This window comes from Marinococcus halophilus, assembly GCF_002265875.1.
GTDB lineage: Bacteria > Bacillota > Bacilli > Bacillales > Marinococcaceae > Marinococcus > Marinococcus halophilus.
The window spans coordinates 197,414-218,068 of record NZ_NPFA01000001.1; the positions used below are offsets into that span (position 1 = coordinate 197,414).

General features: G+C 52.8%; 19 protein-coding genes. 7 read left to right on the forward strand and 12 right to left on the reverse strand.

Features of this window, described 5'->3' with window-relative positions:
* Positions 1 to 62: 62 nt before the first annotated feature.
* The 4 genes from CHL76_RS01040 to CHL76_RS01055 form a co-directional block, all read right to left on the reverse strand.
* Entirely contained in the window at positions 63 to 515 is a 453-nt protein-coding gene (locus CHL76_RS01040; protein ID WP_079474846.1) for a universal stress protein, read from the reverse strand.
* Positions 516 to 588: 73 nt separating this feature from the next.
* Positions 589 to 2,145, reverse strand: coding sequence for a CocE/NonD family hydrolase (locus tag CHL76_RS01045; protein WP_094907584.1), 1,557 nt, complete (start codon positions 2,143 to 2,145; stop codon positions 589 to 591).
* A gap of 12 nt (positions 2,146 to 2,157) precedes the next feature.
* The gene (locus tag CHL76_RS01050) at positions 2,158 to 2,997 is read right to left on the reverse strand and encodes a YitT family protein (RefSeq protein ID WP_079474844.1); all 840 of its coding nucleotides are present in this window, start codon (positions 2,995 to 2,997) and stop codon (positions 2,158 to 2,160) included.
* A gap of 91 nt (positions 2,998 to 3,088) precedes the next feature.
* A complete protein-coding gene (locus CHL76_RS01055) occupies positions 3,089 to 4,570 on the reverse strand; it encodes a BCCT family transporter (RefSeq protein ID WP_094907585.1) in 1,482 nt (493 codons plus the stop codon).
* Positions 4,571 to 4,843: 273 nt separating this feature from the next.
* On the opposite strand from CHL76_RS01055, the gene CHL76_RS01060 reads away from it, so the two are divergent.
* From CHL76_RS01060 to CHL76_RS01080, 5 genes are all read left to right on the forward strand, one after another.
* Positions 4,844 to 5,419: a GbsR/MarR family transcriptional regulator gene (locus tag CHL76_RS01060; RefSeq protein ID WP_233133179.1), complete on the forward strand. Its 576-nt coding sequence runs from the start codon at positions 4,844 to 4,846 to the stop codon at positions 5,417 to 5,419.
* Positions 5,419 to 6,300, forward strand: coding sequence for a beta-keto acid cleavage family enzyme (locus tag CHL76_RS01065; protein ID WP_094907586.1), 882 nt, complete (start codon positions 5,419 to 5,421; stop codon positions 6,298 to 6,300). The genes CHL76_RS01060 and CHL76_RS01065 overlap by 1 nt, the downstream gene beginning before the upstream one ends.
* A gap of 17 nt (positions 6,301 to 6,317) precedes the next feature.
* Positions 6,318 to 7,289 (forward strand): 3-hydroxyacyl-CoA dehydrogenase NAD-binding domain-containing protein, encoded by a 972-nt coding sequence (locus CHL76_RS01070; protein WP_094907587.1) that lies wholly within the window; start codon positions 6,318 to 6,320, stop codon positions 7,287 to 7,289.
* A complete protein-coding gene (locus CHL76_RS01075) occupies positions 7,279 to 7,749 on the forward strand; it encodes a thioesterase family protein (protein ID WP_094907588.1) in 471 nt (156 codons plus the stop codon). The genes CHL76_RS01070 and CHL76_RS01075 overlap by 11 nt, the downstream gene beginning before the upstream one ends.
* A gap of 121 nt (positions 7,750 to 7,870) precedes the next feature.
* Positions 7,871 to 8,761 (forward strand): alpha/beta hydrolase, encoded by an 891-nt coding sequence (locus CHL76_RS01080; protein WP_094907589.1) that lies wholly within the window; start codon positions 7,871 to 7,873, stop codon positions 8,759 to 8,761.
* Between the two features lie 13 nt (positions 8,762 to 8,774).
* Here the strand turns inward: CHL76_RS01080 and CHL76_RS01085 are convergent, their stop codons facing one another.
* The 4 genes from CHL76_RS01085 to CHL76_RS01100 form a co-directional block, all read right to left on the reverse strand.
* On the reverse strand, positions 8,775 to 9,155 hold the full coding sequence (locus tag CHL76_RS01085) for a DUF488 domain-containing protein (RefSeq protein ID WP_158219023.1): 381 nt from the start codon (positions 9,153 to 9,155) through the stop codon (positions 8,775 to 8,777).
* Between the two features lie 319 nt (positions 9,156 to 9,474).
* Entirely contained in the window at positions 9,475 to 10,692 is a 1,218-nt protein-coding gene (locus CHL76_RS01090; protein WP_094907591.1) for an NRAMP family divalent metal transporter, read from the reverse strand.
* A gap of 22 nt (positions 10,693 to 10,714) precedes the next feature.
* On the reverse strand, positions 10,715 to 11,404 hold the full coding sequence (locus tag CHL76_RS01095) for a DUF2848 domain-containing protein (protein WP_094907592.1): 690 nt from the start codon (positions 11,402 to 11,404) through the stop codon (positions 10,715 to 10,717).
* A 30-nt stretch (positions 11,405 to 11,434) separates the two neighbouring features.
* On the reverse strand, positions 11,435 to 12,223 hold the full coding sequence (locus CHL76_RS01100) for a carbon-nitrogen family hydrolase (RefSeq protein WP_094907593.1): 789 nt from the start codon (positions 12,221 to 12,223) through the stop codon (positions 11,435 to 11,437).
* A gap of 74 nt (positions 12,224 to 12,297) precedes the next feature.
* On the opposite strand from CHL76_RS01100, the gene CHL76_RS01105 reads away from it, so the two are divergent.
* Entirely contained in the window at positions 12,298 to 13,830 is a 1,533-nt protein-coding gene (locus tag CHL76_RS01105; RefSeq protein WP_094907594.1) for a DUF2254 domain-containing protein, read from the forward strand.
* Between the two features lie 51 nt (positions 13,831 to 13,881).
* Here the strand turns inward: CHL76_RS01105 and CHL76_RS01110 are convergent, their stop codons facing one another.
* Both CHL76_RS01110 and CHL76_RS01115 read right to left on the reverse strand, forming a co-directional pair.
* Complete coding sequence (locus CHL76_RS01110; protein WP_094907595.1) at positions 13,882 to 15,042, reverse strand: lactate 2-monooxygenase; 1,161 nt, start codon at positions 15,040 to 15,042, stop codon at positions 13,882 to 13,884.
* A gap of 18 nt (positions 15,043 to 15,060) precedes the next feature.
* A complete protein-coding gene (locus tag CHL76_RS01115) occupies positions 15,061 to 16,317 on the reverse strand; it encodes a cytochrome P450 (protein ID WP_094907596.1) in 1,257 nt (418 codons plus the stop codon).
* A gap of 118 nt (positions 16,318 to 16,435) precedes the next feature.
* Between CHL76_RS01115 and CHL76_RS01120 the strand changes: the two genes are divergently transcribed.
* The gene (locus CHL76_RS01120) at positions 16,436 to 16,921 is read left to right on the forward strand and encodes a cupin domain-containing protein (protein ID WP_094907597.1); all 486 of its coding nucleotides are present in this window, start codon (positions 16,436 to 16,438) and stop codon (positions 16,919 to 16,921) included.
* Positions 16,922 to 16,994: 73 nt separating this feature from the next.
* On the opposite strand, the gene CHL76_RS01125 is transcribed toward CHL76_RS01120, so the two are convergent.
* The gene (locus CHL76_RS01125; RefSeq protein WP_094907598.1) at positions 16,995 to 18,029 is read right to left on the reverse strand and encodes a hypothetical protein; all 1,035 of its coding nucleotides are present in this window, start codon (positions 18,027 to 18,029) and stop codon (positions 16,995 to 16,997) included.
* Between the two features lie 119 nt (positions 18,030 to 18,148).
* On the reverse strand, positions 18,149 to 20,578 hold the full coding sequence (locus CHL76_RS01130) for a bifunctional diguanylate cyclase/phosphodiesterase (protein WP_094907599.1): 2,430 nt from the start codon (positions 20,576 to 20,578) through the stop codon (positions 18,149 to 18,151).
* Between the last annotated feature and the right edge of the window lie 77 nt (positions 20,579 to 20,655).

Genomic DNA, 20,655 nt, shown 5'->3' on the forward strand with positions numbered 1-20,655 from the left:
GTATGCAAGTAGGTATAAATTAACCTGTAAAAAAACCGGAAGCACTTTGCTTCCGGCCCAGGCTATTCTCCTTTGCTGTCTACGATCAATATATCGCAGTTAGCCGAACGGATGACGGCCTCCGAGAAGCTTCCCATCAGCGTGCGGTCCATCTTGTTTTTGCTCGTCTGCGGAAGCAGCACCAGATCAATCTGGTAGTCCGGCACCACCTTCTGCATGAGGGTCTGCGTCGGTGCCCCGTGCTCGACAATCAGCTTTGCATTGAGTTTCCCGTGAGTCTGGGATTCTGCTTTCCGTTTAACTTCCTGCAGCGTTTCGGTTGCTTCATCCTCTGCTTTTTTCAACACGTCTGGTTCATAGCGGGCAAACGGGCCGTAGCCTTTTTCCTCCACCATCGCAGCCAGGTGTAGATCTGCCCCGTGGAGCTCAGCTAAAGCACAGCCTCTGTGCACTACATGCTCCGGCACGCCTGCCGTTGGATGTACGCCGATTAGAATGTTTTTGTATAGTTCCATTATTTACACGCCTCCTTATTAAGTATATGGAATGCGTGTTATGCTTATTCCCATCCACCCGTAAATCTATGCATTAATTGTAAAAACGGGGAGAATTCTCAGCAGTTATTCTTAACTGCGAAGCACTGCGCACCTCTGTCCACGAAGGAGTGGCGCCGCTCTGAATACGCGGAAAACTGCTTAAATATATTTCCAGGCGCAGGCGGTTTCCCGCTGAAAAACGATACGCTGTTCTGCCAATATTAATGGTCAGCTCCCCGTCTGCATGCGGCTGGGCCTGCACGGTATCCACTACATTCCAGGAGGTCCCGTCAGGTTTTACCTCACTCACCCGAAGGCCAATCGGGAGCTGTGGGCAGCTCGCATTCACCTGCAGGCACGCCTGCACGTTACCGGACACTTCCCAGTTTTCAGCCAGCGGACCGCTCGTATAAACCAGCACGTCGCTTCGCTTTTGTACATGCTGCTGGTCAAAGCTTCCCGCTGGAAACCCGCTCATTAAAATACTTCCGCCGTTTGTCGGCACGGGATCCTTCGGATCATGTTCCACTCGGTGCCCAAAAGCCTGCCCCGGCGCTTTCACAACCAACCGGCCGTCCTGGCACAGGTAAAACACTGCCTCTGTCTGCCCGCGGGGTATTTCCCAGCTGCCCCGCCATTCGCCGGTGTGCATCACATAGTAGTGCACGGGATTGTCGGGTGCGGCCTTTTTCCCCTTCAGCCAGCGGTCAAACCACTGAAGAAATAACGCGGTCCGGTCGATCCGGGCATCCGGGAAAAACACATCCCCCGCCCGGCCGCTCTGATCCTCATGCGTCCAGGGACCGATCCAGAGTTCTGCCGGGCCGGCCGTGCTTTGATATAAATCGATCGTTTCCTCCAGGAAGCAGTCGTACCACCCAGCCAGAAACAGCGCCGGCACTTTAATCCGCTCCGGTTTTATCTGCATCCGCTCTCTGGTGGCTTCAGAAACACTGCCAAGCAGAAAATCCGAGTAGTACGCCGGCATGCCAGCAGTGGTGATTGGAGGCCACACAAGCGGATCCCCTTTTCCAAGCCAATACGGCAAATGCTCAAGATAGTGGCTGATGCGTGCCAGACCCTCAGCTCCTTGCGTCCGCTCCAGGTGATCCGGCAGCATTGATTCAGCGACCCACGTCTGCCATTTGCCGAGCTCAAACACGCCCTGGCCGCCCCGCATGGTGATCCAGCCGTCCGCAAACGCCATCATCGGCGCAATTGCCTGCAGCGATGGCGGCTGTTCAGCGGCTGCAGCCACCTGGGTAAAGCCGTGATACGACATGCCAATCATGCCGACTTTCCCGTTCACTTCCGGAAGACGAGCCGCCCATTCTACAGCGTCATAGCCGTCTGCAGCTTCATATATAAATGGATAAAATACCCCGCCAGAGGCAAACCGGCCGCGCACATCCTGGATCACAACGACATAACCAGCGGCGGTCAGGCGCCAGACATCAACAAACGTTTCCCGGTAATGCCGGCTCGACTTATCGTACGGTAGCCGGAGCAGCAGTGCCGGCCAGCTCCCGGTTTTATCAGGGCGGTACACATCCGTTCGCAGCACGGTACCGTCACGCATCCGGCTTTCCACCTGTTCTTCGATCCGCATAGCCTTCCTCCTTTACGAGCGCACTTCCTCATGGCCAATCGAGAACGTGCCGCCTGAGACGTCTTTGACGTTGTGGACAACAATAAACGCATTCGGATCCACTTCTTTAATAACCCGTTTCAAACGCAGCAGGCGGTGCGAGTGAATAACAATATACAGCACTCGGCGCTGCTCCTTCATATATTCCCCCCGGCCGTCAAAAACGGTCGCACTTGAAGCCAGTTCCTTTGTAATACGCTCTGATATCTGCTCGGAGTACGGTGATACTACGTTAAGCGCTTTTTTGGAATCAAAGCCGCCGAGCACAAAGTCGGTCACGACCTTTCCAATATAAAGAGTGATCAAGGTATACATGGTGGACACCGGCCCGATAATAAAAATGCCCGCGATAACAACGAGCGCATCAAGCACGAGCGTCATGCCGGTGAGGTCCCAGCCGAGCTGCTGGTTAAAGGCGCGGGCGATAATGGACGTCCCTCCGACGGAGCTCCCGGCCTGATAGATAAAACCAAAGCCGACACCGGTAATCGCCCCGGCAAAAATAGCAGCAAGCAGCGGATCCTCCATTGGACGCGCGTACAGGCCTTCAAAAATCCAGATGAACACCGAAAATAACGCCACGTTAAAAATGGTTTTATACACCATATGGCGCGGCAGATAACGAATTCCGACGCCGAGCAGCAGAATAAAAATGATCGGTGTAGAAATACTGGGTGAAATGCCGATCCCGTAATAGATCAACAGAGACATCCCGACAATGCCGCCTTCGGCAATAGAGTTTGGCATCGCAAGCTGTGTCACTGCGAGCGCAAACAGCAGCGTGCCGATAATAATGTACATTATATTTTTCATACGTTCTTTTCCCCCCACATATATATTTTCAGACAAAACTATATTATAACGCAAAAAAGAGCAGGAACGCAGCCTGCGTTCCTGCCCGCGCTTATTTTCCGCGTTTCTGGTCGAGGTTTAACGTCTTGACAATGCCAATGCACATTAAAATAACAATGACTGACAGCGGCAGCGCGCTGACCACAATCGCAGTCTGGAAAGCGCTCAAGCCTCCAACTACCAACAGAATTGCAGTTACCGAAACGAAGAAAATGCCCCACATAATTTTGATCGACACTGGCGGGTTCAGGCTGCCCCCGGTTGTCTGCATTCCGAGCACAAATGTCGCAGAGTCCGCGGTCGTCACAAAGAAAATCGTCACCACTATAATGGCAAACACGGACATAACGCCCCCGAGCGGATACGTTTCAAGCACGTAAAACAGTGCCGTCTCAAGCGACTGTGATGATACCTCGCGTCCTTCGAACAGCTCGAGAAAAATTGCGCTTCCGCCGAGTGTGCTGAACCAGAAAAACGAAACGATCGACGGGACGAGCAGCACGCCCGCCATAAATTCACGAATTGTCCGGCCTCTCGAGATCCGGGCCACAAACATTCCGACAAACGGTGTCCATGAAATCCACCAGGCCCAGTAGAAGACGGTCCAGTTCTGGGTCCAGGATGCTTCCTGCTCATCAATTGGATCCATGCGCAGTCCCCATCCGAGGAAGTTCTGCACGTAATCCGACAGGCCGGAAGCAAACATATTAATTAAAAAGAGTGTTGGTCCGGCGATCAGCATAAACAACAGTAGGATGCCGGTCAGGCTCAGGTTGATGTTACTTAAATACTTGATGCCTCGCTGAATTCCTGTGCTTGCTGACGTCACGAAAATAATCGTCACAATCGTCATAATAATGAACTGCACGCCGAGATTGTACGGCACGCCGAAAATAAACTGCAGGCCGGCGTTAATCTGCTGGGACCCGAGCCCAAGCGAAGCGGCGACCCCGAACAATGTAGCGAATACGGCAATAGTGTCAACGACATTGGCAACCGGTCCGTACGCATATTTCCCGAGCACCGGCCGGAGCGTGGTGCTCATCAGCCCCGGCGCCTGATAGCGGAACTGCTGAAGGGCAAGCGCCAGTGCCACCAGCGCATAGATAGCCCAGGCGTGCAGCCCCCAGTGAAGCCAGGTCGAGGAAACGCCGCGAATGGCATCACTTTCCGCACCGCCCTCGCCGTTTGGCGGACTCGAAAAGTGCCCGATCGGCTCGGACACGCCGTAAAACAAAAGCCCAATCCCAATACCTGCGGAAAACAGCATCGTAAACCAGGTGAGCCGGTTAAATTCCGGCTTTTCGTCCGGCTTCCCCAGCCTCACGTTTCCATATTTACTGAATCCGAGATAGACCGCAAAAATTAACAGAAGCGTCACTAAAATCTGAAAATACCAGCCAAAATGCGCAAACACAAATGCCTGGGCAGCAGTCATTGCTGCTTCAAGCTGCGATGTAAAAAATACGCCAAATGCTAAGAATAATAAGATAAGAACAATCGACACTTTTAAAACAGTTGTCATTTTTTTCATTATGTATGAACCTCCTCCATAGTCTTTCCGCTGCACTCGTTCACAACGTTCTTCATTATAGAGAAAGCCTTCTGAAAAGAAAAAACGCGTAAGCCCGCAAAAATCAACGTAAAATCTATGCAATTTTTATTGCACAGAGTTTATGATTCATTATCTTATGTTTCCTTTCTTTTTCGCTCTCAGTGACCCCAACCTGCTTTTTTGTCTTTATTTTGAAACATGATACAGTTAGACGCATGGAAAACAGAGAACGCTTGATAAAGGGGGAGCGCCATGAGTGCCTCACGGGATAAAAAACAGCTGCTTGAACAATTGAATGAAACCGAACGGCAGATTGCCGACCGCATTTCCGACAATATGAATACATTCGGAGTGTCATCGACAGTCGGCCGGCTGCTCGGCATTATTTACATGAACCGTGAGCCGATGACGCTGGATGATCTGGCCGAGGCCACCGGAATGAGCAAGACCCGGATGAGCCAGGTGATGCGCCAGATGATTTCATTGAACATTGCGGAAAAAGAACATGTTAAAGGCAGCCGCAAAGAGCATTACAATGTGGAAAACGATTATGTGCAGACGTTTGTGTCCCTGTTTACGACAAACTGGCGGGAAGTGATCAGCAAAAACCGCCAGTTTGCCAATAAGCTGCAGCGCGAAATCGACGAAGTCGCTGCTGCGAGCGATGGTTCAGTTGAGGTGGACCAGAAAATTGCCGAGCTCCGCAAAGAGCTCGACGAATGGGTTGCTTACTATAACTGGATCAGCCGCCTCGTGGAATTTTTCGAAAGCGGAGATATTTTTAGCGCTGTTCCAATAGAGAGAAGCGATAAAGGAGAAGATACCTAATGGGTCAGAAAACAATTGTTACAAGCGCCGTCACCGGCGCCGGAGAAACGACAGACAAAAGCCGGCACGTGCCGGTCACACCGGAAGCTATCGCCCGTGACGCCATCGAAGCGGCCAAAGCGGGAGCCGCAGTCGCCCACATTCACGTGCGCGACCCAAAAACAGGCGCGTACAGCTTTGACCCCGCCCTCTTCCAGGAGGTCGTGGAACGCGTCCGTGAAAGCGAAACCGACGTGGTGCTGAACCTCACAGCCGGAGGCGGCGGCGACTTTGTTCCTGACCAGAAGCACCCGGCTGCCGGCGGCGAAGGCACGTTCGTGCAGACGCCGGAGGAGCGCCATCTCCCGGTGGGAAAACTCCTTCCGGAAATATGCACGCTCGACTGCGGCAGCCTGAACTTTGGCGACCAGGTGTATCTCGGCCCGGCCGGCTGGCTGCGTGAGCAGGCATCGCTGATTCAGCAGAGCGGTGTGAAGGCGGAAATGGAGTGCTTTGATACCGGCCACGTGCGCTTTGCCAACCAGCTCGTGCGCGAAGGCCTCGTGGACGGCGATCCGCTCTATCAGTTCTGCCTCGGCATTCCATGGGGCGCAGAAGCAGATGCGGAAACGATGCTTCACATGAAGCATCACCTGCCGGAGGGCGCCAACTGGTCGGCGTTTGGCATCGGCCGCATGCAGATTCCGATGGTCGCCCAGGCAGCCCTTCTTGGCGGCAACGTCCGCGTTGGCCTCGAGGACAATCTATATCTTGAAAAAGGCGTCCTCGGCACGAACGCCCAGCTCGTCGACAAAGCCGTGCAGCTGCTGCAGACGCTGAACATTGAACCAATGACGCCGCAGGAAGCACGCGAGACGCTCGGCCTGACGAAACAATCTTAAATTTTTAGGAGGACCTCATGAATCCCATCACAACTACTATTGCCGTCATCGGAACCGGCGTGATCGGAAATGGCTGGATCGCCCGTTTCCTCGCGCATGGCTTTCACGTTACCGCCTGTGACCCGGCGGACGGCGCCGAAGAAAAAACCCGAAGCACCGTCGCGTCGCTATGGACGAAGCTGAAGGAAAACGGCATGCACAGCGATGCTTCCATCGATAAGCTTGCCTTTACGACAGACATCAAAGATGCTGTCTCGGATGCTGCCCTTGTGCAGGAAAACGTGCCGGAGCGTGAAGACATCAAACGAAACGTGCTCGCCCAGATTGATGAACACGCGCCGGCCGAAAGCATTATCGCTTCGAGTACGTCGGGCTACAAGCCGACAACGCTTCAGTCTGATTGCATCCGCCATCCAGAGCGCGTTATCGTTGCCCACCCGTTTCACCCCGTTTACCTGCTTCCGCTTGTGGAGCTCTCCGGTGGCGAGCAGACAACGAGTGCCGAAATGGAGCGCGCGCAGGCGATATATGAACTTGCCGGCATGAAGCCGCTCGTTATGAAGGGCGAAGTGGACGGCCATATTGCCGACCGCCTAATGGAAGCCCTCTGGCGGGAAGCCCTTCATATTGTGAACGACGGCCACGCTACCACCGAAGAAGTCGACAAAGCGATCGTCTACGGCGCCGGTCTCCGCTGGGCGCTCATGGGACCGTTTTTGACCTTCCACCTGGCCGGCGGCGACAAGGGAATGGCCCACATGCTCGAGCAGTTCGGGCCGGCTCTGAAAGCGCCGTGGACCAAGCTTGAAGCACCGGAGCTCACCCCCGGGCTGAGCGAAAAAGTTATCGAAGGAACAAAGGAGCAGTCCGGGGACAAAAGCGTTGCTGAGCTTGAAGAGCGCCGCGATGAGTTTCTTTTAAAGCTGATGAATCTGCTGCACGAAGGCAGCTACTGGCCGGCAGAAAAGGTAGAGAGCCATGACAAATAATCATACCGTATGGAACGGGCACGTGGAACAGGAATGGGTGGACTACAACGGGCACATGAATGATGCGGCTTACGCTCTTATTTTCAGCCGCGCACTGGATACCATGTTAGAGGAGGCCGGCCTGACCGCCCGCTTTATCGAGCAGGAGCAGTACACTGTATTCACTCTTGAAACGCACCTGATGTACCTGGCAGAAGCTCGCCAGGACCAACTGCTCGCCGTGTCAGCGGTGCTCCTCGACCAGGACGCCAAGCGGCTGCACCTGTGGTTCGAAATGCTGAACGACCAGAACGAGACCATCGCTACAAGCGAACAGATGGTTATGGGAATGGATCAGGCCGCCGGACGCCCCGCCCCGTTTCCCGAAGCGCTTCAGCGGGGCTTTGCCCGTGTTCCGGTTCTTTCTCCGGAGGAGTGGCCGTCCAAAGCCGGCCGCTCGATTGGAATCAAACGAAAATAACAAGGCATCAGCCGGCACTCTTCGGAAGAACACCGGCTGATTTTTTCAACTGAGCAATTTTCAGCTTAACAACAGGCATTGGCAGGAATAGGGACGTAGAAGGAAGAAAGGAGTGGCGCCGATGCCTGTATGGAAAACCTATCTGTATACGTCCCTGTTGCGCGCGTTTCAAATACGGCTGCGCCGCTATTCACCGACCCACATTACACCGCCGTCCGCGAATACGGTGCGCACGGATTCTTATATCGTAGAAACGGCTGCCGGCGCGACGCCCGTACACATTTATTACCCCGAAAAGGCCGGTGGGACAGCCCTTCCAGTATTTGTGAACCTGCACGGCGGCGGCTTTTTCATGGGCAGCTACGCTGATGACGAAGGCTGGGGCCGGCACGTCGCCGAGCTTACGCCCTGCGTGGTGGTAAATATTGATTACCATCTGGCTCCACGCAGCCGGTTTCCGTTTTCGATTTTTGAAGTACGGGATGTGCTCGCCTGGCTGCACGTTCACGAAGATTGGCTCGGGCTGAATATGGAACGCTTTGCGCTTGGCGGGCACAGTGCCGGCGGCAACATCGCAGCCGCGACGCTGCTGCTTTTGCGCGACACCGGGGCGCCGATGCCGGCAGCTCAAATTCTGGACTCCCCGATTCTTGACCTTGCGACCGACCCGCGGGAAAAACCGGTATTTCCCGGAGCCATTCCGATTTTCGTGGCGGATTTATTTACAGCCAGCTACCTGGAAACGAGCCAGAGCGCCGCTCATCCGTATATTTCCCCGCTTCGTGCTGAATCGCTCGCCGGGCTGCCGCCGACACTTGTGTTCACGCCCGAACACGATTCCCTCGCCCAGGAAGCATTCCGGTACGCGGGACGCCTGAAACGGGAGGGCGTGCCGGCGGAGTACCGCATGTTTCCGAATACGATTCATGCATTCACCCATGTTGGCCGAAAAAGCACCGCAAAAAAAGCGTGGGAACTTGTCGTTTCCACGCTTCAGGCCCGCCTCTTATAGGCGGGTTTTTATATTATTCTTTCGGGTGAGCCGGCTGCTGGTCGAGAATCTCCTTCAGCACCCAGGCATGATTTCGTTTCACGTCTTCTGACGAGAACACGAGCGTCACGTCCTTGTCCTGCATCCGCACAATTTCTTTCAGGCGCTGCAATTCTTCACGTTTGAGCTCATCCTGCTCAAGCTCTGCCTTATACGCTTCCTTGAAGCTATCGAACTTTTTCGGCTCCTCATCAAGCGCCTTCTGCAGCTCCTTTGACGGCGCAACGCCGTCTACCCATTCATGAATATCGGCGCGCACTTCTTCCACTTCGTTCGGCCATTCCTTCTCGACGAAAATCCGGTAGCCGTCGTCCGTATCTGCTTTCTTATGAAGCCGCTTGCAGTATATTGGCATTGGTATCATCCTTCTTCTATATAATATGGATTCTCTCTTCCCGGCTCTTTCCTTTCCCAGAAGAAGGGCAAACGTGTAAAAGAAAAAACCTTATTCAAATTAGCCGACGATTTTAAGCATAAAAAATAAACCACCTTTGAGTTTACCCGGCTCATGTGGTTTATTTTCCTCTAGGCCGACCTCTTTGAAGTGTCAAGTACTGCTGCTTTCAGTCCTTGTTCGCGCACAAACTATTATTGTTGGATAAATTATACTACAGGCGGGCGAAGCTATTCAAGCTCCTCCGGCCCCAGCCTGCAGCGTGCTGCCTTTTAGCATTCTACTGCCACAGATCCGCAATCCCCTGCAGCGACAAAAACCCTGCCACCAGTGTTACCAGCACTGCCACTATCCCGAAGATGAGCATCCAGGCCGGGTGCCTGTAGTCTCCGACGATGGATTTTTTCCTGGAGGCAATAAGCACTGATCCAAGAGTCAGTGGAAGGATTAACCCGTTTAAAGCACCCGCAACAATCAATAGCGTGACTGGTTCGCCGACAATAGCGAAGACAATCGTGGAAAAAGCAATAAAGCCGACGATCAGCCATTTATAGTATTTTTCAAGCTGCGGGTGAAAGGAACGGATAAATGAAACGCTCGTATACGCCGAACCGATCACCGAGCTGATTGCAGCCGACCAGAGCACGACACCAAAAATTTTATACCCTACATTACCGAGAGCGATCTGGAATACGGAGGCCGCCGGATTTCCTTCATCAAGCATATACCCTGCAGACACCACGCCCAGCACGGCAAGAAATAATAGGACTCTCATTACGCCGGTCGTCAGTATTCCGAAGTTCGCGGCCTTTGTCACAAGCGGCAGGGCCTCCTTCCCCTCGAACCCCCGGTCGATCAGCCGGTGTGCACCGGCAAAGGTAATATAGCCGCCCACGGTTCCACCGACCAGCGTCACGACCGGAAGCACCAGTGCCGCATAATCCTCAGGGAACACGCTCCGGACCACAGCTTCCCCCACCGGCGGGTTCGTCGTGATCATAACGTAGCCTACCATGACGATCATTACGACGCCTAAAATCGGTATTAGAATATCAATGACTTTCTCCGCACTTTTTACAGTAAAAATAATAATCGCCAGGATCCCGGTGATTACCGCCCCCATCTTCGGAGAAATGCCAAACAGCACGTTAATGCCAAGGCCTGCCCCCGCCACATTGCCAATGTTAAAGGCAATGCCGCCGAGTACGATGAGTGCCGCAACCAGAAAGCCCAGTCCCGGAAACACCATGTTGGCCACGTCCTGCCCCCGCTTACCCGAGACCACCAGCACCCGCCAGATATTTAACTGGGCTCCTATATCAATAATAATCGATGCTAAAATGGCAAAAGCAAAGCTCGCCAGAAACTGGGAAGTGAATTGGGTCGTCTGTGTCAGGAATGCCGGGCCGATGGAAGAGGTGGCCATTAAGAAAATGGCTCCCCACAGCACCCGCCGCTGTATACCTTTGTTCACAAGATCGCTCCGGTTCTGCTCCATGTTCACCGCCGCCTTTCTTCTATCATTCGACCGGCTGCTGCAGCTGTTCTACTCTATACGCATGGCGAATCGTCTGATTCCGGACCGGGTCGTGCAGTTCAAATTCATAATAATCGGCAAACGCCAGCGATTTAGCTACTGTGTTGATCGTCGCTGAAAAAAAGAAATTCCCCTCTGTGTGTACCTGCATTGATTCAAACTGCGGAGCCCACTCCTCCGGCGTCATTAAATCGGTCACCTTCCCCTGCTGATAAAGCTCTTTTTCGTCTCCCGAGGACGCCCAGCAGGCAAAGGTAATCTGGTCCCAGTGATCTTTCACATCGGAGTACTTCCAGATGTCGCTGGCAATAATGTTGGGATACGCCTGCTTGGACATCGGCACACTGAACGTTTCCAGCCTGCGGTCCGTGTGGTCGCTCCCTACGGTGACGTACAGCTCGCCTTCTGCCCAGATTAGTACGTACTCGATTTCCCCACTTGTTTCTTCGTGCTGAACCTGGATCGTGTCGTCTGTGGTTGGGTTGTTGTTGGCGATTGGATATAGCGTCGGCGTCGTTTGGGGCGTCGGCACCCCAAGCTTGGCGAGTTCATCGATGTGCTCCTGTACCTTTTCCTGATCGCTCCCGGCGTACCCGGCATTAAACACCCGGTTCACATCCACGCCGATCTCTTTTCCCGAGGGCTGCTCGCGTAACGTCAGATGATTTTTCATAGACCGTTCCGCTCCTTTCTATAACTATCGTTATTCGTACAAGTCCGGTACCCGGCTGTCGAAAACGGGTACATTTTTACGGACGTCAGCGACATTGGACAAGTCCAGGATTTCCCGGAGCGTTTCCTCGTGCTCCACGCTTCCCTTCTGCAGCACGTTGCCCCACGGATCAATAAATGCCGAGGATCCGGCGAACGTGATGTTGTCGTATTCACCCGGGCGGTTGCATGTGACGACATACATCTGATTTTCCACCGCCCGCGCTATACTCAGCACGTCCCAGTGATTCCGGCGGCTGTCCGGCCATTCTGCCGGGATAAACAGCAGCTCGCATCCCTGCAGGGCGAGGCTCCGGATGATCTCCGGAAAACGGAGGTCATAGCAGATCACGACTCCCATTTTGATCCCGCCGAGTTCAAAGACCTTCACCGGCTCGCGCCCGCCGCTTAAATACGCCGGCTCGTTCAGCATCGGCACGAGGTGCATTTTGTCGTATTCATACACAAGCGCTCCCGTGTTATCTATGACAAGGGCCCGGTTATACACCCGGCCGTTTCTTTTGACCGCGATGGACCCTCCCATGATGTGCACGTGATGGCGTTTCGCCGCCTCCTGTAAAAAGCGGATCGTTTCACTGTCCCCAGGATCTTCTGCGATCTCCCCGAGCTCCGGCAGCGTATACGCTGTTGTCCACATTTCCGGAAGCATCACTACATCCACCTCGCCGAGCTCCTGCTCCCCGAGCCACCGGCGTACTTTTTTCCGGTTTGCTTCCGGATCTCCGGCGATAATATCCATTTGATAAACGGCAATATTCATCGTTTTCCTCCTCATGCTTACGCATCCTGTTTGTTCCAATATACCACCCGGCGGCGCAGGAGAAACAGCATCGATTGCCCGGTACTCATTTCATTTCCCGCCGCAAACGTTTATGCTTAACTGTAGCAGAGACACTCCAAATCCTTGATAAGAAAGCAGGTGAAACGATGCTGCATATGCTGTTTCGCATGATGCCGGCGCCCGTCAAGCGACTGCTCAGCATGTCTTCCCGCCAGCGCTGGCATGAAACGCGCGCCAGCCTTTGGGTGCTGCCGGCGATTTATATTATTATTGCTTCCCTTCTGTCGATTGTTTCCTTCTGGATCGAATTCAGTCTCCGGCCCGGCTGGACATTGCTTTCAGCGTTTACGACCGAATATTCGCTTACGCAGACGATGTACAGCACGATGCTTTCCGGGGTGTTAACCCTTAACGCGTTCACATTCAACTCCATGCTGATGGTACTTACGAATATGTCGAACCAGTTCACGCCCCGGGTGCTGATTAACTTTATTTCCAACCGCCGCACCCAGCACGCCATCGGCATTTTTAATCTATGTTTTTTCTACCTGCTGATCGTATTTTTCTTTTTGGATTCATCGATCAGCCAGTATACGATCTTCCCGATTGCCGGTATACTTATGACTGCGCTTTCGGTGCTGAATTTTATTCTTTTTATTAACCACGCCACCAAATGGATGCAGGCCCCGAGCATTACGACGGATATGAAAAAACAGTCCGAAGAGCGGATTTTAAATACGCTCCATTATGATCTCGAAAAGTACCGGGCCGACAACCCGAATCACCTCCGTCTCTCCTACCTTCCGCAAAAGGAGCAGGATAGAGCGCACAAGGTGGCCTGCGAAACGTCCGGGTACCTGCAGATTATTGATTTTGGCAAGCTGATCCAGGAAGCGCAGAAGGATGGCATCGTGCTCCAGCTTCACTGCCACATCGGTGATTTTCTGCTTCCCGACCTGACGCTCTTTTCCTACTGGACGACCGAGGAGACTTCAGTGGATCAAGTAGATGAGCAGAAATACCGGCGCATGCTGTTTCTCGGCGACCGCCAGAACGAAATCCAGGATCTCAGCTTCGGCGTGCAGAAGCTGAAGGACATCGCCGTGAAGGCGGTCGCAAACGACGAGCCCGGCACGCTCAAGGACACGCTGTACCAGCTGATTGACCTGCTTCTTTCCATCGCCAAAGTCACCTCCTTTACACCGTATCTATCCGACGGGGAAAATACGCTGCGTATCGTCATGAAGCAGGAGTATTTTTCCGATTATCTGTACACCGCGTTCGGCCACATCAGTGTGTATGTGAAAAACGACCCCGTTCTCACCAACATGCTGCTTGAGACACTTGTGCTTCTTGCCCGTTCGCTGCCGGAGGATAAAAAGTCGATCTGCTGGCATTACGGCCAGGTCGTCGCCCAGTCGTTCGCAGAAAAATTCGCCTATGAATTTGAGCAGCGCTCCTTTTATACCCATCTGCACACGCTTTCGGTGGAGGCCCGCGACCCGAAGACGTTCCAAAAACTTGTGCAGGAATTTATTGAAAAAGGAACGCTCCCCGCCTCGTACGGTGAGAAAAGAGGCTCATAAACAGAAAAAACTCCCGGACAACAACTCTTGCCGGGAGTTTGGTTTATCTTTTTATTTTTGCCGACGGACCAGTGACCGGTCGATATCCTTCATACGGGCACGCCCGGTCAGTCCCATCGTTAAATCGGTATCAGCCAGCAGGTTCCGCAGTACTTCATAGGCACCATTTTCCCCGTCCACGGCCAGGCCATAAATATATGGACGGCCGACCAGCACCGCTTCGGCACCGAGCGCCAGCGCTTTGATTACATCCGCTCCGCGGCGGATGCCGCTATCCATTAGCACCGGGACCCGGCCACCGGCTGCTTCCACCATTTCGGGCAGCATATCAATCGCAGCCACCGTCCCGTCCACCTGTCGGCCGCCGTGGTTGGACACGATGAATCCGTTAATATCGTATTCCAGGGCTTTTTTTACGTCCTCCGGGTCCAGCACACCTTTTAGAACAATCGGCAGATTCGTCTGCCGGCGCAGAAAGGCCAGATCCTCCCAGGAAAGGGCGGCATTCGTAAAGATTTCCACAAACTGCTGCACCGCGGCCGCTATATCCTCTTCGGGCGGCCGTTCCAGTTTCGCACGGAAGGCCGGATCCGACAGGTAATTGGCAATGCCCTCCGCCTGCAAAAACGGCAGATAGCCGTTTTCCAGGTCCTTCTCCCGCCAGCTGAGCATCTGGGTATCAAGCGTTGCGACAATCGCCGAATAGCCGGCCTCCTCGGCCCGCTGCAGAAAGCTTGCCGTTACGTTTTTGTCCTTGCCCCAGTAAAGCTGGAACCATTTCGGCGCATCGTCAAGCTCTTCTGCAATGCGCTCCATCGTAAACGACGAGGCGGTACTCGCCACATAGGGCACGCCGGTCTGCTTTGCTGCCCGTGCGGCCGCGAGCTCTCCTTCTTCATGCGCTATCGTCTGTACGCCAATCGGCGCCATCAGCACCGGGAACGGGAGGTGTTCCCCAAGTAACTGGATACTCAAATCCCGGTTCTCCGTATCCACCATCATCCGCGGCAGCAGCCGCCAGTTGTCGAGCGCCCGCCGGTTTTCGCCGGCGGTGTTCCCGCTCCCGGCCCCGTCGGCAATGTAGTGATACGGGCCATCCGCAAGTCGTTCCCGCGCCTGCTGCTCCCAGTCCTCAAACGATACGGGCAGCTCCTGTTTTTTCTTGTCCGGATGGTACATTTTAAACTGAACATCGTTGCCGTAGCCGGTCATAGCATCCTCCCTTTCTTTTTACTTCCGGGTCACGTGCTTCATTATCATTTTACTGTGCGGAAGCGCCGGCATGTCGTTAAAGCTGTAGCTTACGTCCTGCTCCGGGATTCCGTACGTCATCCGGTTGGCCAGGTAATCGAGGCCCTCCTTCATAATTTCTACCGTAATCCACTCCCCGGCACAGCGGTGGCCGTAGTCATAGTCACCGCCGCCCTGGGGAATAAAGCTGAATGGGCTCTCCTTCCAGCCCTGAAAACGGGTTGGATCAAATTTCTCCGGATTGTCCCAGAGGTCCGGATGGTGATTGGTTCCATACAAATCCAGCAGCACGAGCCGGTTTTTCGGAAAGGTGTAATCGTTCCAGGTAAAACCGTCCCGGACCCGCGCAGGCACAAATGGGAAAAACGGGTAAAAGCGACGCACCTCCTGCACAAACATTTTCAGCTCCTGTTCGTCCTTAGAAGCCAGCCTTTCCCGCGCGGAGGAGTGCTGGTGTACGGCAAGGGCGGTGAAATCCACATAGATCGCTACTGCCACAATCGGCCGGACGATGTTCAGTACTTCTACCGCTGCCGTATGCGTATCCAGCAGCTCCCCGTCCAGGTCCCGGTGCCAGGCAAATACGTAAAGCGCCGTCTGCTCTCGCGGATGGAGCTTGCCTTCCCGTACATCCGTAATAAGCTCCTTGATCCATTCCTCTGCCTGCGTGCGGGCTCTTCGTCCTTTCCAATGGTTCGGGCTGATCGAGGATGTCGACTCAATCATCAGCCGGATCATCTGTGCCTTTTCCTCGGCCTCATTCTGGCGAAACGGCACCCCGGCCCAGTCGCAGGCGGCCTTAAACAGCAGCGTCAACGCTTCGTCATACAATACGATCTCCTCACGCCGTTCCCAGCGTGTGAGCGCTTCTTCCCAGCGCTCCCGGGCCAGCCGGCGCATCTCTTCCAGGCGGTCCCCGCTCATCAAGGACATAAACGCTGCTTTCCGGTGTTTATGGGCCTCGCCGTCAAGCGTCTGTACGCCTCCTTCCCCGAACAGCGTTTTCAATATTCGTTTCGGAGCTGCACCGTCGCGGCGGAACTTGCTTTCATCGTAAAACAGCTGCCCTTCTTCTTCGCCGCGCATGCAGATCACGGGCTCGCCAAGCAGCCTTGTTTCAAAAATGTTGGATTGAAATCCGTGGCTGCGGTTTGAAACAAACAAATACCCTTCCTTCAAAAAATCCAGCGTATGCTCAATGCCCTCTTCGCGCGGTATCTGCTTTGATTCTGGCATAATAATTGCCGCCCTCCATTGGAATTCAGATTTATAGTTATATGTTTCCAGTATCCAGCATGTTCAAACCGGAAGCCTTTTATTATACTAAGAATTATATCTTAAAGGAGGCTTATCTATGTCCATCGCTGATGATTGGATCACGCAGCTGCGTCTGGAGCCGCACCCGGAGGGCGGCTTTTTCCGGCAAACGATGAAATCGGAGAAAAATATTACTACCGCTAAGGGAAGGAACCGCGCGCAGTACACGAGCATTCATTTTCTCGTCCGCTCCGGCGAACCGTCCCGGCTGCATCAGCTAGAGTCGGATGAAATGTGGTATTTTCATACCGGTGCTCCGCTCGACGTTCATATGATTCACCCGGAGAGCGGCCGCCATGAAATAATGACGCTTGGACCGAACCCAGCCAACGGTGAAGTGCTTCAGGGCGTTGTGCCAGGGGGCGCCATTTTCGGTGCCGAAGTCCGCAAGCCCGAACAATTCGCACTGGTCAGCTGTGTCGTCGTCCCCGGATTCGAGTTTGCTGATTTCGAACTGCTCGCTCGCGACGAGCTCACCGCGGCCTACCCTGAACATAAGGAAATAATTGAGCGGCTGACATGAGTCCATAGAAAAAAGCCCGTGCAAATACGGCCTGCACGGGCTTTTTTCTCTAATAATCTGAATTTGGAAGGTTCTAGGTTTTCGTTTCCCACTCTCTATGATTCAGCAATTCAGCGATCTCTTTTGTGCTTAAAATAGAAGTGAAGCCTGGGACATCTGCTAAATCAAAATAACGCTGGCCCATTAATCCGCCGGGAGTTGGCTTTTTATACTCCGTTTTTTCGAATTTATCCACGAAGAAAAAACGATGGCCTTTGGCAATTAAGAAGCCCTGTTCTTCTTTTGCTTCCTGAATAACTTGTTTAATAGTATTTTTTTGTTTCTCAGTAATATTCCCGATTTGTGTCGCAATTACCGAAAATTCATCACTTTCTTCGTTGTACTCAATATCGGCACTATTTGTGATTTGACCGATGCCACGTACTGCCTTGTTTCCGTATAAACCTAAGTACTTATGCTGCTGATAGCCACGGGAAGAAGGAGCGTAGTACACTCCGTGCTCTATGTTCTGCTCCAGGGATTTACTGGCCAATACTACTCTCATTTTAGTATGTGAGTTATCAATTAACCCTGCTTCATTACAAAACGCTGCGTAATCCTCTACTACTTCTCCCAATCCGAAATATTGGTTTTGTACAACTTCCGCTGTTTTATCGCAAATTTCTTTAAACGTCACCGGGATGAACATAATTTTATTTTCCTGCTGTTCATTGATAGCTGTTAACTCTTTAATAATTTTTGCTTTATAAGCCTCATCAATAGGAGACTTATTCACCCAGAGAAGCAGCTGCTGATCTTCATTATTAAAAGAATTATGATGTTTTATTAACTGCTGAATGTGCTCCTGGCCATACAGCTTTGTTTCAATAATGATTTTAAAACTCTGCTGGTGTATTACTCCGTCCGGCACGCTTTCTTTTGCTTTTACCTGCTGTTCAAATGCCAGTCTTGTATCGATCTCGTGATCTTCTTTTTCAATTAAATTATTTAAAAACTGATTAAACGTATCTGCGCTGTAATTATATAAGCGATTAAACAGCAGGAGTGTATTGTTTGTAACCATGTTTTCTTTTTGAGAATACCTTGGAAAATAATGAACCTGAGACATAATGACCCCCGTAATTAAGCTTTTTGTTCTAAGTCTTAATGATTAATTTACACTATCTGTATTTTAATTTCCATATAAAAAACCCGCGCAGGTCACACCTGCACAGGTCATTTCATCCATCAAGACGTCCGTTCTTCGTCTTTTTGTCCTTTATATACACGGATGGCTTCGGCCGGGAGCGGCGGGCTAAAATAGTATCCCTGGTACTCCTGGCAGGCTTTCTCTGAGAGCAGGCGCAGCTGCGAGCATTTTTCGATGCCTTCTGCGATCACGTTGAATCCGAGACGCTGCGCCATATGGATAATGCTTTCCACGATGGCTTCTTCGCGCTGGCCGTCCTCGATGCTGTCCATAAAGGTTTTATCAATCTTCAGGGTATTAATCGGAAAGTCCTTCAGGTAGCTGAGCGATGAGTAGCCAGTGCCAAAATCATCGAGAGAAATACGAATGCCTTTGGCACGGATGCTTTTCATTAAAGGAACAGAATGCTCCAGATCCTGCACGATGCTTTCGGTCAGCTCAAGCTCCAGGTACTCTGGCGGCAGGCCGGTGGTTTCCAAAATCTCTGTTACCATTTTCAGAAAGTCGGGCTGCTGGAACTGCAGCGTAGAAATATTCACTGACATCCGGGTTACGGTGCTTCCCTCCTCTTTCCATGCCGCCATCTGCCGGCACGCTTCCTGGAGAATCCAGCGCCCAAGCGGCACGATCAGTCCAGTTTCCTCGGCAAGCGGGATGAATTCGGCCGGCGGTACCATGCCGAGCTCCGGGTGCTCCCACCGCACCAGCGCTTCGTATCCCTTCACTTCCCCCGTCAGCACGTCCACCTGCGGCTGGTAATACAGCAGAAATTCTTCGCTGATCATGCCTTTGCGCAGACCGGATTCGAGCATCAGCTTTTTGGATACCTCGTCGTTCATATCCGAAGTGAAAAAGCGGTACTGGCCTGCTCCGTTGTTTTTCGATTTATACATGGCTGTATCAGCGTGCTTCAGCAGTTCCTCGGCTGTTTCCCCGTCATCTGGATACATACTTATGCCGATGGAGCCGGAAATAAACAGCTCGTTTTCTTCGATCAAAAGCACCTGGTTCAGCGTCTGCAGGATGGCCTGGGCCGTGTTCCCGGCCTGATAGCCTGTTACATCCGGCATCACTACAACAAACTCATCACCGCTCTGGCGGGCAAGAACATCAGTCTCCCGCAGCAGTTGAGCCATTCGTGCAGAGGCGGTAACCAGCAGTTCGTCGCCGATGCGGTGTCCGTAAACGTCGTTGACATTTTTAAATCGGTCCAGGTCTATAAACAGCACCGCAAGCTTCTTGTCCGGCTGCCGGTCAATGGTGGCAGCCAGCTGCTCGTTCAGCATGCGCCGGTTCGGCAGCCGGGTTAAATCATCCCGGTAGATCAGCTCCTGGATACGCTCATTCTGCCGGGCACGCTCCGAAATGTCCCGGATAATGCCAATATATATATTTTCGCCGCCGCTCTCCTGCCGGGAAAAAGAGAGCTCAAGCGGAAACGTGTAGCCGTCCCGGTGAACCCCCTCCAGCTCCACGAGTGAGCCGCTTTGTACTTCTTCACCGTTTTTATGAAAGTATTCCACTCGTTTACGGTAAGCGTCCGGTACAATAATCGAAAGCGATTGACCGACGATATCTGCTGCCCGGTGCCCGAAAATCCGCTCGGCGGCCTGGTTCCAGGAAATAATAAACATATCCATATTCGACGTGATAATCGCGTCGTTCGCCGAATGAATAATAGTCTGATACAGGCTGTCAATGTAATGCAGCTGTTCTTTTTTAAATTCCATCTGCCGGTCAAAAACCGCAACGATTGTCGTAATGATCAAAATGCCCATAATTCCGATGCCGATGAAAATGGACAGCAGATCGGCATTTACCGCCTCCGGGCCGGCCACAGCCATGCCGGCGCTGCTGTGTTCAAAGGAAGCAGCAGCCATGCCGGTGTAATGCATGCCCGCAATAGCCGCTCCCATCAGCAGTGAGCTGCCAATAAAACCGGCCTCCTGGCGCAGGCGGTTCCGGACCCGGGGGATGAGCGAAAGCAGACGCAGAGCTGTAAACGAAGCAAAAAATGCAATCACTACAGACAGCGCCACTAAAAATGAATTGTACGTCATCCCGGCTTCCATCTGCATGGCCGCCATGCCAACATAGTGCATCGATACAATCCCGCTTCCAATTAAAATGGCTCCCAGAAGATGAACGAGCAGACGGGGCTGAAAAAATCGAAGAATCAGAAAAGCGAGCCAGCTTGCTGCTACCGCAAATACAATACTCAGCGCGAGCAAAAGCGGGTCGTATGTTACAGGCATGCCCATGTCGATGGCAAGCATGGCGATAAAATGCATCGACCAGATGCCCCCGCCCAGACAGACGCCCCCGCTCATGGCCCAGAGGGCTTTATGCTTCGTCCCCGACGTTTTCAGCCTCCCTGCCGCATGAAAAGCAGTATAAGAGGCCAGTGCGGCAATTATTAAAGACAATACAACCAGTCCGGGGCTGTACGATTCATAAGTAATATCCATCACGTTCACCTCTGGTGATCCACCACATATTTTAGGTATTTAGACTTGATTAACCTATACTATTTATCGGTTGGAAA

Bases quoted from the DNA above. Each gene is read 5' to 3' on its own strand.
- CHL76_RS01055 (WP_094907585.1), bottom strand. From the start codon at position 4,570: ATGAAAAAAATGACAACTGTTTTAAAAGTGTCGATTGTTCTTATCTTA.
- CHL76_RS01070 (WP_094907587.1), top strand. From the start codon at position 6,318: ATGAATCCCATCACAACTACTATTGCCGTCATCGGAACCGGCGTGATC.
- CHL76_RS01130 (WP_094907599.1), bottom strand. From the start codon at position 20,578: ATGGATATTACTTATGAATCGTACAGCCCCGGACTGGTTGTATTGTCT.
- CHL76_RS01075 (WP_094907588.1), top strand. From the start codon at position 7,279: ATGACAAATAATCATACCGTATGGAACGGGCACGTGGAACAGGAATGG.
- CHL76_RS01040 (WP_079474846.1), bottom strand. From the start codon at position 515: ATGGAACTATACAAAAACATTCTAATCGGCGTACATCCAACGGCAGGC.
- CHL76_RS01095 (WP_094907592.1), bottom strand. From the start codon at position 11,404: ATGAAAAATCATCTGACGTTACGCGAGCAGCCCTCGGGAAAAGAGATC.
- CHL76_RS01115 (WP_094907596.1), bottom strand. From the start codon at position 16,317: ATGCCAGAATCAAAGCAGATACCGCGCGAAGAGGGCATTGAGCATACG.
- CHL76_RS01100 (WP_094907593.1), bottom strand. From the start codon at position 12,223: ATGAATATTGCCGTTTATCAAATGGATATTATCGCCGGAGATCCGGAA.
- CHL76_RS01110 (WP_094907595.1), bottom strand. From the start codon at position 15,042: ATGACCGGCTACGGCAACGATGTTCAGTTTAAAATGTACCATCCGGAC.
- CHL76_RS01050 (WP_079474844.1), bottom strand. From the start codon at position 2,997: ATGAAAAATATAATGTACATTATTATCGGCACGCTGCTGTTTGCGCTC.
- CHL76_RS01090 (WP_094907591.1), bottom strand. From the start codon at position 10,692: ATGGAGCAGAACCGGAGCGATCTTGTGAACAAAGGTATACAGCGGCGG.
- CHL76_RS01125 (WP_094907598.1), bottom strand. From the start codon at position 18,029: ATGTCTCAGGTTCATTATTTTCCAAGGTATTCTCAAAAAGAAAACATG.
- CHL76_RS01065 (WP_094907586.1), top strand. From the start codon at position 5,419: ATGGGTCAGAAAACAATTGTTACAAGCGCCGTCACCGGCGCCGGAGAA.
- CHL76_RS01045 (WP_094907584.1), bottom strand. From the start codon at position 2,145: ATGCGGATCGAAGAACAGGTGGAAAGCCGGATGCGTGACGGTACCGTG.
- CHL76_RS01080 (WP_094907589.1), top strand. From the start codon at position 7,871: ATGCCTGTATGGAAAACCTATCTGTATACGTCCCTGTTGCGCGCGTTT.
- CHL76_RS01120 (WP_094907597.1), top strand. From the start codon at position 16,436: ATGTCCATCGCTGATGATTGGATCACGCAGCTGCGTCTGGAGCCGCAC.
- CHL76_RS01060 (WP_233133179.1), top strand. From the start codon at position 4,844: ATGAGTGCCTCACGGGATAAAAAACAGCTGCTTGAACAATTGAATGAA.
- CHL76_RS01085 (WP_158219023.1), bottom strand. From the start codon at position 9,155: ATGCCAATATACTGCAAGCGGCTTCATAAGAAAGCAGATACGGACGAC.